Genomic DNA, 14,817 nt, shown 5'->3' with positions numbered 1-14,817 from the left:
TTTAAATCATATTTAAACAATATAAAAAAACATTTTTATTTTTATATTGCTTTCGCAATCGTTTGCGTATATCATGTAATTAACAACTTTAATTCATGGAGGGAATAGTATGACTCATTTAAAAAGACTGTTTGACATTAACCCATTTAAATTAACCACTCACTCATTACACAAAGAAGATATCCGTTTGCAAGAATCTTTAACAAGTATTGGAAATGGCTATATGGGATTAAGAGGAAACTTTGAAGAAGGTTTCTCAGGAAATAATCACAAAGGAACTTATTTGGCAGGTGTTTGGTATCCTGATAAAACACGTGTTGGTTGGTGGAAGAATGGTTACCCGGACTATTTTGGAAAAGTCATTAATGCAATTGATTTTATTGCTGTTGATATATATGTTAACAATCATAAAATTGATTTAAATACGATAACACCTACAGATTTTTATCAAGAATTAGACATGCAACATGGCATTCTATCACGCCAGTTTACAGTAACTATTAACGATTGCACTGTTAAGTGTTCTTTCAAACGCTTGCTTAGCTTAACTATTAAAGAACTGGCTTTAGTTAACGTATCTGTCGAAATGCTAGAAGGATCAGGTGAGATTACATTAGTCTCTAAATTAGATAACCATGTTCATAATGAAGATAGCAATTACGATGATATGTTTTGGGAACATAGACAAAGTGGTGAGAACTTTGTCACAGCGAAAACCATCAGCAACCCTTTTGGTATAGATGAATTCTGTGTGACAACGTTCATGCAAAATGATTTATCTCAACCAAACTTACCTACTAAAAAAGAATTCAAAGAGTTTGAAGCTTCAGAAATAATCACTACGACATTACAAACTGGCGATATCATCTCATTAGATAAAAAAGTGATTGTCGTTACAAGCCGAGACATTGCAGAAAATAATCAATTAGAACATGCTAGAAATTTATTAAATCAAGTTAATAAAAATACTGTAGAAGAATTAATCTCTCAACATAAAAACGCTTGGTTAAAACGTTGGAAAGTAGCAGATGTGGTTATTACAGGTGATGACGAAGCTCAACAAGGCATTCGCTTCAATTTATTCCAATTATTTTCAACTTACTATGGTGAAGACGAGCGCCTAAATATTGGTCCAAAAGGATTTACTGGTGAAAAATATGGTGGTGCAACTTATTGGGACACTGAAGCTTACGCAGTTCCATTATACTTATCTTTAGCTGAACCTAGTGTGACAAAAAACTTGTTAAAATACCGTCATAATCAACTACCACAAGCACAGCACAATGCTAGACAGCAAGGATTACAAGGTGCTCTCTATCCAATGGTCACTTTCACAGGAGTTGAGTGCCACAACGAATGGGAAATCACCTTTGAAGAAATCCACCGAAACGGCGCTATCGCTTATGCTATTTATAATTACACAAACTATACCGGTGACACCTCTTACTTGAAACACGAAGGACTAGAAGTATTATCTGAAATTTCACGTTTTTGGGCTGACAGAGTTCATTTTTCTAAACGTCATGATGCTTACATGATTCATGGTGTTACTGGACCAAATGAATATGAAAATAATATTAATAATAACTGGTACACAAACTATATTGCACGCTGGGTATTAAGCTACACACTCGAAAATTATCAACTTTATAAAAACGATACAACTATATCCTTGTCTGAAGAAGAAATGGCACATTGGCAAGATATTATCGATAAAATGTATTTACCGAAAGATGAAGAACTTGGCATTTTTGTTCAGCACGATACTTTTTTAGACAAGGATTTAATGCCTGTCACTGATTTAGATAAAAAAGATGTTCCGTTGAATCAAAACTGGTCTTGGGATAAAATTTTACGCTCTTGTTTTATCAAACAAGCAGATGTACTACAAGGAATTTATTTCTTTAACGATCAATTCACTATTGAAGAAAAACGTAAAAACTTTGAATTTTATGAGCCAATGACCGTACATGAATCATCCCTTTCTCCATGTATCCATTCCATATTAGCTGCAGAATTAGGGATGGAAGAAAAAGCGGTAGAAATGTATCAACGAACTGCTAGACTAGACTTAGATAACTACAATAATGACACAGATGACGGGCTACATATCACATCAATGACTGGAAGTTGGTTGACCATCGTACAAGGCTTTGCACAAATGAAAGTTTTCAACGAATCACTTAGCTTTGCTCCTTTCTTACCAACAAAATGGGACAGTTATGCTTTCCATATAAACTATCGAGGTCGTCTACTTTATATCAGTGTATCAGATAACATTAACATTGATTTATTAAATGGTGAACCTTTAGATGTCACAATTTATGGTAATACGCACACACTGACCGACTCATTAACAGTTAAATTAATGATTAAAGGAGTGGAATAATATGTTTCAAGGAGTACTATTTGACTTAGATGGTGTCATCACAGATACGGCAGAATACCATTATAGAGCATGGAAGAGTTTAGCTAAGGAGTTAGGAATTGATATCGATCGAGAATTTAATGAACAATTAAAAGGTGTGAGTCGCGAAGATTCGTTAGACTTAATTTTGAAACACGGTAGCAAAAGGTCTGATATTGATGACGATACCTTTAAAGAGCTTGCTGCAAAAAAAAATGATGTTTACGTTGAGATGATACAATCTTTTTCAGAAGACGATATTTTTCCAGGAATTCTTCCCCTACTAAAAGAATTAAAGCAACATCATATAAAAATAGCCTTAGCCTCCGCCAGTAAAAATGGCCCATTATTATTAAAAAAAATGAAATTAACGAGTTATTTTGATGCTATTGTCGATCCTAGTAGTGTGGCTTTTGGCAAACCTGCACCGGATATTTTTATCGCTGCTGCAAAAGCCATTGATTGCTCAATATCAAGTTGTATAGGGATTGAAGACTCAAAAGCAGGTATTACAGCAATCAAAAAAAGTGGCGCTCTACCAATTGGTGTTAGTAACAGCCAAGATTTAGGCACAGACATCACACTAGTTTCAACAACTAACGACTTAACCTATGAGTTTTTAACAAAAAATTGGGTAGACTAATCTATAAAAGCTTCGAACCATGGAATAATCCAAGGCTCGAAGCTTTTTCTTTGTTATAAAACTTGTTCAAACCATCTATTTTGACGTAACGTTAAAGAAACTTGTCTGGTCTTAAAGTCAACTTAACCTTTTAACTAACTTAGTTAGTTTATTCAAAAAAACAGTTCCTTTATATCATATAAGCCATTTTGTTGGAAAATACCGCAATTTATACTTTTTAAACAATATGAGATATTATAAAATATGTATCATATGATAATATTTTATAGAAAATCTCCTATGGCTACAAGTCTTGTCAATCATGAAAAATTTACCTTATTCGGTAACGAAAATGTTACTTTTAGTCTAATAAAACTAAAAATAATACGCATAAAAAATAGTCTAATACCTTTATTAGACTATTTATCATAATACAGTATTAACATTTATTGATACTTTTTACTAATTTCTTCAGGTAAAGTGCACAACATATTAATTTCCCAATATCTTTGTGCATCATTTATTATCTTTTTGACTTTCAATCTATCCCTACTTTGATTAAATTGGTCTAAAATACTATCCAATAATTCTAAATCACATAAACAATCCTCTTTAAATACAAGTAAAAATTGCATTAACACCATATTAGAAAGTTTGTTTAAAGATATCGCTTCTTTCACACCTAATATAATTTTACTATGAATATCATTTCTTAGATACTCACTCCACTCATAGTTATCTCTTTCAAAATATTGACCATCATAAACTTTTAATATTCTCATCAAGGATTCTTCTGTTAACATATCCATTAAAATTTTTTGAACTTCTTCACAATCACTTTTGATTTGTGCATTAATAAAATAAGTCCCAGCTTTATACACGATAATATCAGGATAACCATGTTTATCAAACTCTTTCCTAATTTGATAGATGGTTGTATGTAAGTTACTTCCGCCTCGCTCACTAGTCATATCTGGAAATAACATATCAACTAGATCATCTTTAGTAACTAACTCTTCTCTATAATGGAAAAGATAAAAAAATAATTCATATGCTTTCTTTGTACGAAGTAAAATGCGTTCTCCTTTGTCATTGAGTAAACGCCCTCTGCCAAAACTGTTTACATAAATACTTTTTTGTTCCACCATTATGTACCCCTTTTTCATTGTAATATCTGGTAGTTTATCATATAGCATATGCATATAATTATCATATGTAATAATAATAAACTTTTAATAAAAAAATAATTGATATTTTACATTAAATGTCATTTAAATATATTTGATAATAAAAAAGACAACTTTTCACAAAAAGATGTCTTTTTTTATTTATTTATAAATAACTTCAAATTCTTCACATACTACTTCCATATCTATTATATCTACTTCTTTATTATAGATATCTTTAAATAATGTTTGCCAAAAATCGTAATGAACTTGTTTCCAGTATTTAAGTGATAAATCCCCTTCTCCTTCTTTATAGGCATGTTCTGGTGTTACTTCACAAAATTTCGTCATATAGACTTTAGTTGTCATAAGAACTGCTACTGGATTTCCACTTCCATCTAACAACATATCATAATGATGTTTAGCTTTTGGTAACACCTCATTTTCCCACTCATACTCAACTTTAGCACTAGCTGTTGCTGTCTTGGTACTATTTAGTACAAGTTTTGCTAATTCATCAGCCAGTTCATTTGTACCTCCAAACGACCAAGCTTTACCAAATTGTGGATTTTTAATGGTTGTTTGACTAAGAAATTTTTGCCAAAAAGCAGCTTCTTTTTTATTCATACGATTATCCTTATGTGATTATTTTTTTGATTGGTTATGTGTCATTTCGTGTACTTTTTTTATCGTTGCCATTTTATGTTCCCAACATTCTGTCGATAAATCAACTGGATATTTTTGTGGGTTTAAACTACGTTTATATTCTTCCCACAAAGAATCTTGATTGGCTGTTGCTCGTTGTTTAATTTCTTCTAAAGTAGGTAAATCATAAACACGTTTTCCTTTTATATAGATATCTTGTAAAATTGGTCTAGCTGTAAAATTTTCTACAGTTTTATTAATGTAAGTATGAACTGGATGGAACATATACAATGCTTTTTCTTTTCTTGGGTCTTCTGTCCAAAGTGTAATATAATCGCCTTCTGATTTTCCATCTTCTCCAGTAATACGCCACACTTGTTTTTTACCAGGAGTTGATACTTTTTCTGCATTACTTGAGAGTTTAATAGTATCAACCATTTTCCCCTCATCATTTTCAATGGATACAATCTTATACACGGCTCCAAGTGCTGGTTGATCGTAAGCTGTGATTAACTTTGTTCCAATACCCCAGACATCAATTTTTGCTCGTTGCATTTTTAAGTTTAGAATAGTCGATTCATCTAAATCGTTTGATGCATAAATTTTAACATCTGGATACCCTGCCTCATCTAACTGCTTTCTTACTTTTTTAGAGATATAAGCCATATCTCCACTATCAATTCTAACACCAATAAAATTAATTTTATCGCCCATTTCATTAGCTACTCGTATCGCACTAGGCACACCAGAGCGCAATGTATCATATGTATCGACTAAAAACACACAGTCTTTATGCGTTTGAGCATAGGCTTTAAATCCTTCATAATCATTAAGATAGGATTGAATTAAACTATGAGCATGAGTTCCTGCAATAGGTATACCAAACATTTTCCCTGCTCTGACATTACTTGTTGAATCAAAACCGCCTATATAAGCTGCTCTAGTTCCCCAAATTGATGCATCAAGTTCCTGTGCTCGTCGTGTTCCAAATTCCATAATTAAATCATCGCCACATACTGCACGAATTCTCGCAGCTTTTGTTGCAATCAGTGTTTGATAGTTTATAATGTTTAATATGGCCGTTTCTATCAATTGACATTGCGCAAGGGGTCCTTCTACTTGGAATATTGGTTCATTATTGAAAACTAATTCTCCCTCTAGAGCAGATCGTACTGTACACTTAAATTTAAATTCTTTTAAATAAGTTAAAAATTCCTCAGGGTAGGTTGTAACTTGTCTTAAATAGTCAATATCTGTATCAGAAAATACTAAATTATCAAGATAATCAATCACTCTTTCTAATCCTGCAAAAATAGCATACCCATTTTTAAATGGCATATCTCTAAAATAGCACTCAAATACAGCATGTCTATCATCACGCCCTAATTCCCAATATGTTTTCATCATATTTAATTGATATAAATCCGTGTGTAATGCCAAACTATCGTCATGTAATCGATTAATCATCATCTTCTCCAATTCTTTTTCCTTTTATTCTATCATTTACATTTTACGTCTTATAAACAAAATTCTCAACTTTTATCCTTTTGAGACAATAAAAAAAAGAGGAAGATTTCTCTTCCTCTCGATCATTAAAATAAATGATTATTTTAATGTAATTGAAGCGCCAACTTCTTCTAATTTAGCTTTGATTTCTTCAGCTTCTTCTTTAGATGCGCCTTCTTTAATTGGTGATGGAGCTCCATCAACTAATGCTTTAGCTTCTTTTAATCCTAAACCAGTTACTTCACGAACTGCTTTGATTACTTTAACTTTTGAATCTCCAGCAGAAGTTAATTCTACAGTAAATTCAGTTTGTTCAGCAGCAGCTCCGCCTTCAGCAGCGCCACCAGCTACAGCTACAGGAGCAGCAGCAGATACACCAAATTCTTCTTCGATAGCTTTAACTAAATCATTTAATTCTAAAATAGTTGATTCTTTTAAATCAGCAATAATTTGTTCAACGTTTAATGCCATGTTGTTTTCCTCCATTTTAAATCTTTCGATTATTTAATTTTTATTTTTTAATAAACTAAGCTGCTATTAAGCAACTTCTTCTTCTTTTTCTGCCACAGCTTTGACTGCATAAGCCACGTTTCTGACAGGAGCTTGAAGTACAGATAGTAACATAGAAAGTAAGCCTTCGCGACTTGGTAGTTTTGCCAAAGCAATAATTTCTTCTTTAGAAGAAACATTTCCTTCGATAACTCCGCCTTTAATTTCTAATGCTTCTGCTTCTTTCGCAAAATCATTCATGATTTTAGCAGGTGCAACAACGTCTTCGTTACTGAATGCTACAGCAGTAGGTCCAAAGAATACATCTTCCATACCTTCTAATCCAGCTTTTTCAGCGGCACGACGTAAGATACCATTTTTGATAACTTTCATCTCAACGTTTGCATCACGTAATTGTTTACGCAAGTTAGTTACTTCTTCCACAGTTAAACCACGGTAATCCACTACAACAACAGATGCAGCTTCTTTTAGTTTAGCAGAAATCACTTCAACTTCTTGTGCTTTTTTTGCAATTGATGCTTCACTCATTTATTTTCACCTCCGTAAATTAATAGATGGTGGAATTTTTTCAATAAAAAAACTCCATGCCACCGTTGACATAGAGGGACTATTGATTGTATTAATCATTGTCCTCGGTAGGAAATTAAGGTTCTAGAACCACCTACTGTCTTCGGCATAATATTTTAACCTAGATAACTATAACATTTACAGTTACCTAGGTCAACTGTTTTTTTATTAATTAAAATGAAAATTTATCAACTTTTACACCAGGTCCAAAAGTTGTTGTAATCGTTAAGTTTTGGATATAAGCACCTTTTGTAGCTGCTGGTTTAGCTTTTAGGATAACATCATTTAACGCTTCAAAGTTTTCAATTAATTTAGCATCATCAAATGATACTTTACCAATTGGAACATGAACATTTCCTTGTTTGTCTACACGGTAAGTTACTTTACCTGCTTTAACTTCTTCAACAGCTTTTGTTACGTCCATAGTAACTGTTCCTGTTTTAGGGTTAGGCATTAATCCTTTAGGTCCTAATACACGTCCTAATTGACCAACTTGAGCCATCATGTCTGGAGTAGCTACGACTACGTCAAAACCAAACCATCCACCTTTAATTTTTTCAACCATGTCAGCTTCACCAACAAAGTCAGCTCCTGCAGCTTCTGCTTCTTTAGCTTTTTCGCCTTTAGCAAAAACTAAAACAGATTGAGTTTTACCAGTACCATTAGGTAAAACCATAGCTCCACGAATTTGTTGATCAGCTTTTTTAGGGTCTACATTTAAACGATAAGCAACTTCTACAGTTGCGTCAAATTTAGCAATGTTTGTTTCTTTAGCTAAAGCTACTGCTTCTGCTACAGAGTATTCTTTTGTTACATCTACTTTTTTCAATGCCTCTTGCATTTTTTTACTTTTTTTAGCCATTTTGTTTCCTCCTTGATTGTGGTTATAACGGTTGTACCTCCCACGCATTTATATCTTTCAATATAAATCGACTGAGAAGCTACTTCAAGAGTCGCTGTAGAAAATTATTCTACAGTGATACCCATGCTTCGTGCAGTACCTTCTACCATGCGCATAGCTGCTTCAATATCAGCTGCGTTTAGGTCTTGCATCTTAGTTTCAGCAATTTCTTTTACTTGATCTTTAGTAACTGATGCTACTTTTTTAGAGTTTGGTTCACCAGAACCTTTTTCTACGTTAGCTGCTTTTTTAAGTAACACTGCAGCTGGTGGTGTTTTTGTAATAAATGTAAATGAACGATCTTCATATACAGAAATTACAACTGGAATAATTAAACCAGCTTGATCTGCTGTACGAGCGTTGAATTCTTTTGTGAATCCCATAATGTTAATACCCGCTTGACCTAATGCTGGACCTACTGGTGGAGCTGGTGTTGCTTTCCCTGCAGGAATTTGTAATTTAACTAATTTTTCAACTTTCTTTGCCACGAGACATACCTCCTTAAGTCCGTGATGTGGTTTAATGGAGATGGAAATTTCTCCTCCCACACTTTAAATAAAAAAGAAATACGTGTATTACACGCACCTTTAAATTATACTACAAATTGAAAAATAATCAATACTTAATCTGTATTTTTTATTTCTAGAAAGTTGCTACTATAGTAAGTGCGTGATATAGTAACAGTACTTATTATACACTAGGAGGAACGATTCAACATGATTCGCTTTGCACAAAAAGAAGATGCTAGCCAAGCTATCGACTTGGTTATGATTGTCTTAAAAGATATGGAATTAGATATTTTTGAAAAACTTTCAGATAAGGAAGTAAAAGACCTGTTAGTTTCTGCTTATATAGATAAACCAACACATCGTTACGGCTATAAAAATGCTATCGTGAAAGAGATAGATGGGCAAATTGCTGGTATTGCCTTTGGTTATCCTTATCACCACGAAAAAACAATTGATGACGGTTTTTACGATATACTTGAACAAAATAATTTGTCACAAGAGTATCGCTTATTTACTGAAGAAGAGGCATTTGATAACGAGTGGTACTTGGATACGCTTGTTACTTCTCCACTATTTCGAGGACAAGGGGTTGCTAAAGAACTCCTTAATTCACTACCTAATTTGGCAAAGCAAACTGGTCTTACTACTATTGGACTGAATGTAGATAAAATTAATGATAATGCTAAAAGAATCTATCTAAATAACGGCTTCGAAAAAATTGGTGAAACGAATATTGCTGGACATGAGTATGAACATTTGCAAAAGAATCTTTAATGTCTTAACAACTAAATAAAAAATAGTCTAGACTTTTAAAGTCTAGACTATTTTTAAATTTCTTCTAATAATTCTTGCAAAATGTCTATCTGTGCATTGCATCGTTGAATTTCTATTTCATTCTCAATATAATTTATGGAATTACCTAATTCAGACAAACGTTTAGTCACTAAGCGTTCTTCTTCTTTTTTTAATTCAACAATTTTCTTATTAATTTTTTCGACCACGTTCATTGTCCTTCCTCCTTAAAATTCCTTAACTTTTCAACAGTTGGATATAAACTTGATTCGAGTAAACTTTTAGACACTAAATAAAACTATTTTAAAACACTTAGCAAATCATCTATTTACTACTATCAATTACTCATATCCATATCCTTATAATAACACCATTTGTTAAAAAATAGAATTAATAGACATTCTAACGCTTATTCAAAAAGTTATTGATATTTTGTTTGCTTTTTTTGGAATAAGGAGCTATAATTTATATATGAATAATTAATCATATGAATATTCACTTATATAAAAAAGGAGCTGGATAAGATGACCCAATCACACCAAACTGTCGAACATAATCATAAAAATTGTAGCCACTCTCATGACCATTCTAAAGGACAATCTCATGATCATAACCATGGTAATTTACCAGTCGTACTTTTCTTTGCTGGTTTAGCAACTTTTATCATTAGTTTATTTTTACCAACAGGTACTCCTAAAACAATTCTTGCCTTAGCAACCATTGTTCTCTCAGGTTACCACATTATGATTGAAGGTTTTGAAGATACTATTAACGAAACAAAACGCCTTAAAAAATTTACTCCAAATGTCCATGTTTTGATGTCACTTGCAGCAATTGGTGCTGCGATTATTGGTGACTACACTGAAGGGGCTCTGTTAATTCTTATCTTTGCTGCCGCACATTTTCTAGAACATTACGTGGAAAATAAAAGTAAAAAAGAAATTACTTCTTTGATGAAAATGAATCCTACTGATGCAAAATTAATTCTTTCTGATGGGTCAACAAAAACTGTTGATGTAGCTGATTTAAAAATTGGAGATCATTTAAAAGTATTAAATGGCGAACAAATCCCAACAGATGGAACCATTCTTTCTGGTTATACATCTATTGATGAATCTTCGATAAATGGAGAAAGTATTCCAGCTGAAAAAACAGTTGGTGACACTGTTTTTGGTAGTACAATCAACGGGGATGGAACAATCACGATGGCTGTAACAAAAGATAGTTCAGACACTGTGTTTGCTAAAATATTGCAACTAGTTAATGAATCACAATCCAATCTATCTAAAACTGCAACAAAAATTAAACGACTAGAACCAAAATATGTAACAAGCGTCATGGTACTTGTCTTCTTATACATTGTATTAATGCCTTTGATTTTCAATATGACTTGGTATGATAGTTTTTATAAAGGAATGGTATTCTTAACCGTAGCCTCTCCTTGCGCCTTAGCAGCAAGTGATATACCCGCAACACTATCTGCTATTTCAAACTTAGCCAAACGTGGCGTACTATTTAAAGGTGGATCTTACCTTTCAAACCTTTCTGAAATTCAAGCCATTGCATTTGATAAAACAGGTACTTTGACTGAAGGAAAACCTAAAGTAACAGATGTACACTTCATTGGCGAAATTACTAATGAAGAAACTTTCTATACTGATTTAATTGTAGCCATGGAAAAACAAGCTAACCATCCTTTAGCAAATGCTATCGTCAAATCAATTGAAATTGTAAATGATATTCCGTTAACAATAGAAAATCAAATTGGAAAAGGTTTAGTTTCAACTTATAAAGGACATACTTACAAAATCGGGAAGGCTTCTCAATTTACAAACGTTTCTTCAGATATTGAATCTTTTGAAAGAAAATATGCTGAAGAAGGAAAAACTGTGGTTTTATTCTCTGAAGATGATGTTGTCATTGGGTTAATCGCTATGATGGACTTACCAAATCCAAAAGCACAACAACTTGTTGCTTACTTCAAAGAAAATAATATTCATACTACAATGATCACCGGTGATGCTGAACGTACTGGTCGTGCGGTTGCAAGTACGCTTAAAATTGACGAAGTTGCAGGAAATGTTCTACCTGAAAATAAATCACAAATTGTTAGCTCACTTCAAGACAAATATGGTTTAACAGCCATGGTTGGTGATGGGGTCAATGATGCACCAGCTCTTGTAAAAGCTGATATTGGTGTGGCTATGGGTGATGGGACAGATGTTGCCATTGATGTGGCAGATGTTGTTTTAATGCAAAATGACTTAGACAAACTAGGATATGCTTACCGTTTATCTAAAAAATTAGATAAAGTAGTTAAACAAAACATTATTTTCTCTATGGGTGTTGTCGCTTTACTTGTGATACTTAATATCTTCGGACAAATGAATTTACCAATAGGTATCTTAGCCCATGAAGGTAGTACATTGGTTGTTTTATTCAATGGTTTAAGACTTCTATCACCTTTAAAAAATTAAATAGTCTACTCAATACCAAGAAACACTTTAACATGTGATTTCTTGGTATTTTTGTATAAATTGGTTACTTTTTTATTTCATCCACCGTTTTTGCTGAGTCAACGGATTCCTTCCCTACTTACAAAAATAAAAGATAAAGGGGAAATTACAGTCGGTCTTTCTGTCTTTTATGCACCCTATGAATTCCATGCTACAATTGACGGAAAAGATACAATTGTAGCGACCAATATTTTAATTGCTGAAAAGATTGCAAAAGATATGGGAGTTAAATTAAAAATTGAAGAATACAGTTTTAACGCGTTATTAGGTGCTCTTAAAACTGGAAAATCGACGTAATTATTTCTGGCATGACACCCACACCAGAGCAATTAAAAGAAGTTGATTTCTCAAATTCTTACATGACTGTTCAACAAAAAATTGTCATTAGAAAAAGCAATCAAAACAAATACAATTCCTTAGAATCCCTAGAAAGGGTAAAAGTTGGAGCACAAGTTCAAACAAAACAAGAGAGGCTATCTAGTAAAGAAATACAAGCTGATACTGTGTCTTTACAAAACATACCAGACCTTATTTTATAACCCCAACAAAGTAAGATTGATGCAGCTGTGATTGAAGAACCGGTTGCTGAAACTTATCTAACACCAGATGACTCATTGATGTTTGCAGATATCGAAATTAACGATTCAGACAAAGAAACAGCCATTGCTTTACCTAAAAATTTTCCATATTTATTAAAACAGATTAATTAATCCATCCAGGAAATTAATGACGAAGATTTAATAAAAAAATACAAAGATGAAGTAACTCCTCTATCTTGACTATTTTTGAACTAATTTCTTCATTAAATTGATTAAAATAACTCGTTTCAACAGAACTTAATGTCTTTTGAATGTATTCAATCATTTTTTCTTTTGTTTGTTGATTGTCTAATTCCATTAAACAAATAGATTCTTCAAATAACGGTGAATCGTACAACGCTTTTTGATTAATTAGCCTTTATTTGATTAATTAGCCTTTCTTTTAACACAACAACTGATACAAGTTGGTTGGTCATATTAGCTTCACTCCTCTTATAAAAAAAATAACACTTAAAAAAAGTGTTATTTCCTCATTTCTATTCGTTATCTTTTTTTTCTTCTTCAGTTACTGGTTCTTCAACCACTTCAACTTCAGTTACTTCAACTTCTGACTTAGTATCCTCTATTGGTTCATTAGATGTAGGTGCTGTAGGAGCTTTAACTGTTTTAATTGCTCCTCGTTCAAATTCTAAATAAATTCCTTCACAATCAAGAGTTACTGTGCCTTTTTCTTTATCTACTTCATGAACGATTCCATATAGTCCACCAATAGTCACAACTTCACTACCAGGTTGCATACTATCTAATAATTGTTGACGTTGAGCTTGTTGTTTCTTTTGAGAACGACTCATAAAAAACATCATCCCACCCATAATCAATATCAATGGTATCAATGTTTGCATAACTTAGTTCACCTCTTTCTTAATTCACTCAACTATAACTGTAACAAATTTTTAATTGTTTAACTACAAAAATTCTATAAATTTTAGAAATTCTTGGCATTTTCTTTATTAAAACCATACTCTTCAAAAAATGCTTGTCTAAATTCTAATAAGTTATCATCCATAATCGCTTGTCTGACTTGTTTCATTGTATTTAATAAGAAATACAAATTATGATAAGACGTCAAACGAATACCAAATGTTTCATCACATTTAATAAGATGACGAATGTAAGCTCGTGTGTAATTTCGACAAGTGTAGCAATCACATTTCTCATCAATTGGGCGATAGTCTTCAGCGTACTTCGCATTTTTTACAACTAATCGACCTTGACTTGTCATACATGTTCCATTTCGTGCAATACGTGTTGGTAACACACAGTCAAACATATCAACACCACGAATCACGCCATCAATTAATGAGTCAGGTGTCCCAACTCCCATCAAATAACGTGGTTTATTATCTGGAATAAGTGGTGTGGTATATTCAAGAACTTTGTTCATCTCTTCTTTAGGTTCCCCTACTGACAACCCACCGATAGAATACCCTGGAAAATCTAACCCGACTAATTCACGTGCACTTTGTTCACGTAAGTCTTTATACCCAGCTCCTTGAATAATCCCAAATAGTCCTTGTCTATCAGGATTTTGATGAGCTTTTAGTCCACGTTCAGCCCAACGTGATGTTCTCTCAATTGATTTTTTTACATAATCGTGACTTTCATGGAATGGCGGGCATTCATCGAAACTCATCATAATATCTGGGCCTAATTTATTTTGAATTTGAATAGCTTTCTCAGGTGATAAAAACATTTTAGAGCCATTTAAATGATTTCTAAAATGAACACCAGATTCTTCAATTTGTCGCATGTCTGATAGTGACCAGACTTGAAATCCGCCAGAATCAGTTAAAATTCCTTGATCCCAGTTCATAAATTTATGCAGTCCACCTGCTCCTTCTACGATATCCTCACCGGGACGTAACCATAGATGATACGTATTGCTTAAGATAATTCCCGCACCCATCTCTTTTAATTCTTCCGGTGCCATTGTTTTTACAGTCGCAAGTGTTCCAACAGGCATAAACATTGGCGTTGGGAATGTTCCATGAGGAGTAATAATTTCACCTAGTCTTGCGCCAGTATGTTTTTCTTTTTTTATCAATCGGTATTTAATTGCTGGTTCTGTCATGTCTTT

Annotated in this window: 16 protein-coding genes, 1 pseudogene and 1 other annotated feature; of the genes and pseudogenes, 6 read left to right on the top strand and 11 right to left on the bottom strand. The window is 33.0% G+C overall.

Annotated features, from left to right (window positions below; genetic code table 11):
* Positions 1-109 precede the first annotated feature (109 nt).
* Together G314FT_RS04400 and pgmB are read left to right on the top strand one after the other, a co-directional pair.
* Positions 110-2,389: a glycoside hydrolase family 65 protein gene (locus G314FT_RS04400; RefSeq protein WP_257702228.1), complete on the top strand. Its 2,280-nt coding sequence runs from the start codon at positions 110-112 to the stop codon at positions 2,387-2,389.
* Position 2,390: 1 nt separating this feature from the next.
* Positions 2,391-3,050, top strand: a complete 660-nt coding sequence (gene pgmB / locus G314FT_RS04395) for a beta-phosphoglucomutase (protein WP_257702227.1) — start codon at positions 2,391-2,393, stop codon at positions 3,048-3,050.
* Positions 3,051-3,475: 425 nt separating this feature from the next.
* Here pgmB and G314FT_RS04390 read toward each other — a convergent pair whose 3' ends face one another.
* The 7 genes from G314FT_RS04390 to rplK all read right to left on the bottom strand — a co-directional run bounded on the left by G314FT_RS04390 (position 3,476) and on the right by rplK (position 8,812).
* Entirely contained in the window at positions 3,476-4,177 is a 702-nt protein-coding gene (locus G314FT_RS04390) for a winged helix-turn-helix domain-containing protein (protein ID WP_257702226.1), read from the bottom strand.
* Between the two features lie 180 nt (positions 4,178-4,357).
* The gene (locus tag G314FT_RS04385) at positions 4,358-4,822 is read right to left on the bottom strand and encodes an ASCH domain-containing protein (RefSeq protein WP_257702225.1); all 465 of its coding nucleotides are present in this window, start codon (positions 4,820-4,822) and stop codon (positions 4,358-4,360) included.
* Between the two features lie 18 nt (positions 4,823-4,840).
* Positions 4,841-6,307, bottom strand: a complete 1,467-nt coding sequence (locus G314FT_RS04380) for a nicotinate phosphoribosyltransferase (RefSeq protein WP_257702224.1) — start codon at positions 6,305-6,307, stop codon at positions 4,841-4,843.
* 138 nt (positions 6,308-6,445) lie between these two features.
* Entirely contained in the window at positions 6,446-6,817 is a 372-nt protein-coding gene (gene rplL, locus G314FT_RS04375; protein ID WP_257702223.1) for a 50S ribosomal protein L7/L12, read from the bottom strand.
* Between the two features lie 66 nt (positions 6,818-6,883).
* On the bottom strand, positions 6,884-7,384 hold the full coding sequence (gene rplJ, locus G314FT_RS04370; RefSeq protein ID WP_257702222.1) for a 50S ribosomal protein L10: 501 nt from the start codon (positions 7,382-7,384) through the stop codon (positions 6,884-6,886).
* A gap of 36 nt (positions 7,385-7,420) precedes the next feature.
* Positions 7,421-7,548: a sequence feature (ribosomal protein L10 leader region), on the bottom strand.
* A gap of 47 nt (positions 7,549-7,595) precedes the next feature.
* Positions 7,596-8,285 carry a 50S ribosomal protein L1 gene (rplA, locus tag G314FT_RS04365; RefSeq protein ID WP_257702221.1) on the bottom strand — a complete coding sequence of 230 codons (690 nt, stop codon included), beginning with the start codon at positions 8,283-8,285 and terminating at the stop codon, positions 7,596-7,598.
* Positions 8,286-8,389: 104 nt separating this feature from the next.
* A complete protein-coding gene (gene rplK / locus G314FT_RS04360; protein ID WP_165865474.1) occupies positions 8,390-8,812 on the bottom strand; it encodes a 50S ribosomal protein L11 in 423 nt (140 codons plus the stop codon).
* Positions 8,813-9,040: 228 nt separating this feature from the next.
* Between rplK and G314FT_RS04355 the strand changes: the two genes are divergently transcribed.
* On the top strand, positions 9,041-9,607 hold the full coding sequence (locus tag G314FT_RS04355; RefSeq protein ID WP_257702220.1) for a GNAT family N-acetyltransferase: 567 nt from the start codon (positions 9,041-9,043) through the stop codon (positions 9,605-9,607).
* A gap of 53 nt (positions 9,608-9,660) precedes the next feature.
* On the opposite strand, the gene G314FT_RS04350 is transcribed toward G314FT_RS04355, so the two are convergent.
* Positions 9,661-9,840: a hypothetical protein gene (locus G314FT_RS04350; RefSeq protein ID WP_257702219.1), complete on the bottom strand. Its 180-nt coding sequence runs from the start codon at positions 9,838-9,840 to the stop codon at positions 9,661-9,663.
* A 309-nt stretch (positions 9,841-10,149) separates the two neighbouring features.
* On the opposite strand from G314FT_RS04350, the gene G314FT_RS04345 reads away from it, so the two are divergent.
* From G314FT_RS04345 to G314FT_RS04330, 3 genes and pseudogenes are all read left to right on the top strand, one after another.
* On the top strand, positions 10,150-12,102 hold the full coding sequence (locus tag G314FT_RS04345; protein WP_257702218.1) for a heavy metal translocating P-type ATPase: 1,953 nt from the start codon (positions 10,150-10,152) through the stop codon (positions 12,100-12,102).
* Between the two features lie 42 nt (positions 12,103-12,144).
* Positions 12,145-12,680: pseudogene (locus G314FT_RS10535) on the top strand (transporter substrate-binding domain-containing protein).
* 27 nt (positions 12,681-12,707) lie between these two features.
* Positions 12,708-12,851: a type 2 periplasmic-binding domain-containing protein gene (locus G314FT_RS04330; protein ID WP_257702215.1), complete on the top strand. Its 144-nt coding sequence runs from the start codon at positions 12,708-12,710 to the stop codon at positions 12,849-12,851.
* Between the two features lie 13 nt (positions 12,852-12,864).
* Here G314FT_RS04330 and G314FT_RS04325 read toward each other — a convergent pair whose 3' ends face one another.
* From G314FT_RS04325 to tgt, 3 genes are all read right to left on the bottom strand, one after another.
* Positions 12,865-13,038 carry a hypothetical protein gene (locus G314FT_RS04325; protein ID WP_257702214.1) on the bottom strand — a complete coding sequence of 58 codons (174 nt, stop codon included), beginning with the start codon at positions 13,036-13,038 and terminating at the stop codon, positions 12,865-12,867.
* Between the two features lie 178 nt (positions 13,039-13,216).
* Positions 13,217-13,582 carry a preprotein translocase subunit YajC gene (yajC, locus tag G314FT_RS04320; RefSeq protein ID WP_257702213.1) on the bottom strand — a complete coding sequence of 122 codons (366 nt, stop codon included), beginning with the start codon at positions 13,580-13,582 and terminating at the stop codon, positions 13,217-13,219.
* A gap of 83 nt (positions 13,583-13,665) precedes the next feature.
* A complete protein-coding gene (tgt, locus tag G314FT_RS04315) occupies positions 13,666-14,811 on the bottom strand; it encodes a tRNA guanosine(34) transglycosylase Tgt (protein WP_257702212.1) in 1,146 nt (381 codons plus the stop codon).
* Positions 14,812-14,817: the final 6 nt, after the last annotated feature.

Origin of the sequence: Vagococcus luciliae, assembly GCF_024637875.1 — a bacterium.
Lineage (GTDB): Bacteria > Bacillota > Bacilli > Lactobacillales > Vagococcaceae > Vagococcus > Vagococcus luciliae.
This window is presented reverse-complemented; position numbering and strand designations above follow the sequence as displayed.

Bases quoted from the DNA above. Each gene is read 5' to 3' on its own strand.
- G314FT_RS04400 (WP_257702228.1), top strand. From the start codon at position 110: ATGACTCATTTAAAAAGACTGTTTGACATTAACCCATTTAAATTAACC.
- pgmB (WP_257702227.1), top strand. From the start codon at position 2,391: ATGTTTCAAGGAGTACTATTTGACTTAGATGGTGTCATCACAGATACG.
- G314FT_RS04390 (WP_257702226.1), bottom strand. From the start codon at position 4,177: ATGGTGGAACAAAAAAGTATTTATGTAAACAGTTTTGGCAGAGGGCGT.
- G314FT_RS04385 (WP_257702225.1), bottom strand. From the start codon at position 4,822: ATGAATAAAAAAGAAGCTGCTTTTTGGCAAAAATTTCTTAGTCAAACA.
- G314FT_RS04380 (WP_257702224.1), bottom strand. From the start codon at position 6,307: ATGATTAATCGATTACATGACGATAGTTTGGCATTACACACGGATTTA.
- rplL (WP_257702223.1), bottom strand. From the start codon at position 6,817: ATGGCATTAAACGTTGAACAAATTATTGCTGATTTAAAAGAATCAACT.
- rplJ (WP_257702222.1), bottom strand. From the start codon at position 7,384: ATGAGTGAAGCATCAATTGCAAAAAAAGCACAAGAAGTTGAAGTGATT.
- rplA (WP_257702221.1), bottom strand. From the start codon at position 8,285: ATGGCTAAAAAAAGTAAAAAAATGCAAGAGGCATTGAAAAAAGTAGAT.
- G314FT_RS04355 (WP_257702220.1), top strand. From the start codon at position 9,041: ATGATTCGCTTTGCACAAAAAGAAGATGCTAGCCAAGCTATCGACTTG.
- G314FT_RS04350 (WP_257702219.1), bottom strand. From the start codon at position 9,840: ATGAACGTGGTCGAAAAAATTAATAAGAAAATTGTTGAATTAAAAAAA.
- G314FT_RS04345 (WP_257702218.1), top strand. From the start codon at position 10,150: ATGACCCAATCACACCAAACTGTCGAACATAATCATAAAAATTGTAGC.
- G314FT_RS04325 (WP_257702214.1), bottom strand. From the start codon at position 13,038: ATGGAATTAGACAATCAACAAACAAAAGAAAAAATGATTGAATACATT.
- yajC (WP_257702213.1), bottom strand. From the start codon at position 13,582: ATGCAAACATTGATACCATTGATATTGATTATGGGTGGGATGATGTTT.
- tgt (WP_257702212.1), bottom strand. From the start codon at position 14,811: ATGACAGAACCAGCAATTAAATACCGATTGATAAAAAAAGAAAAACAT.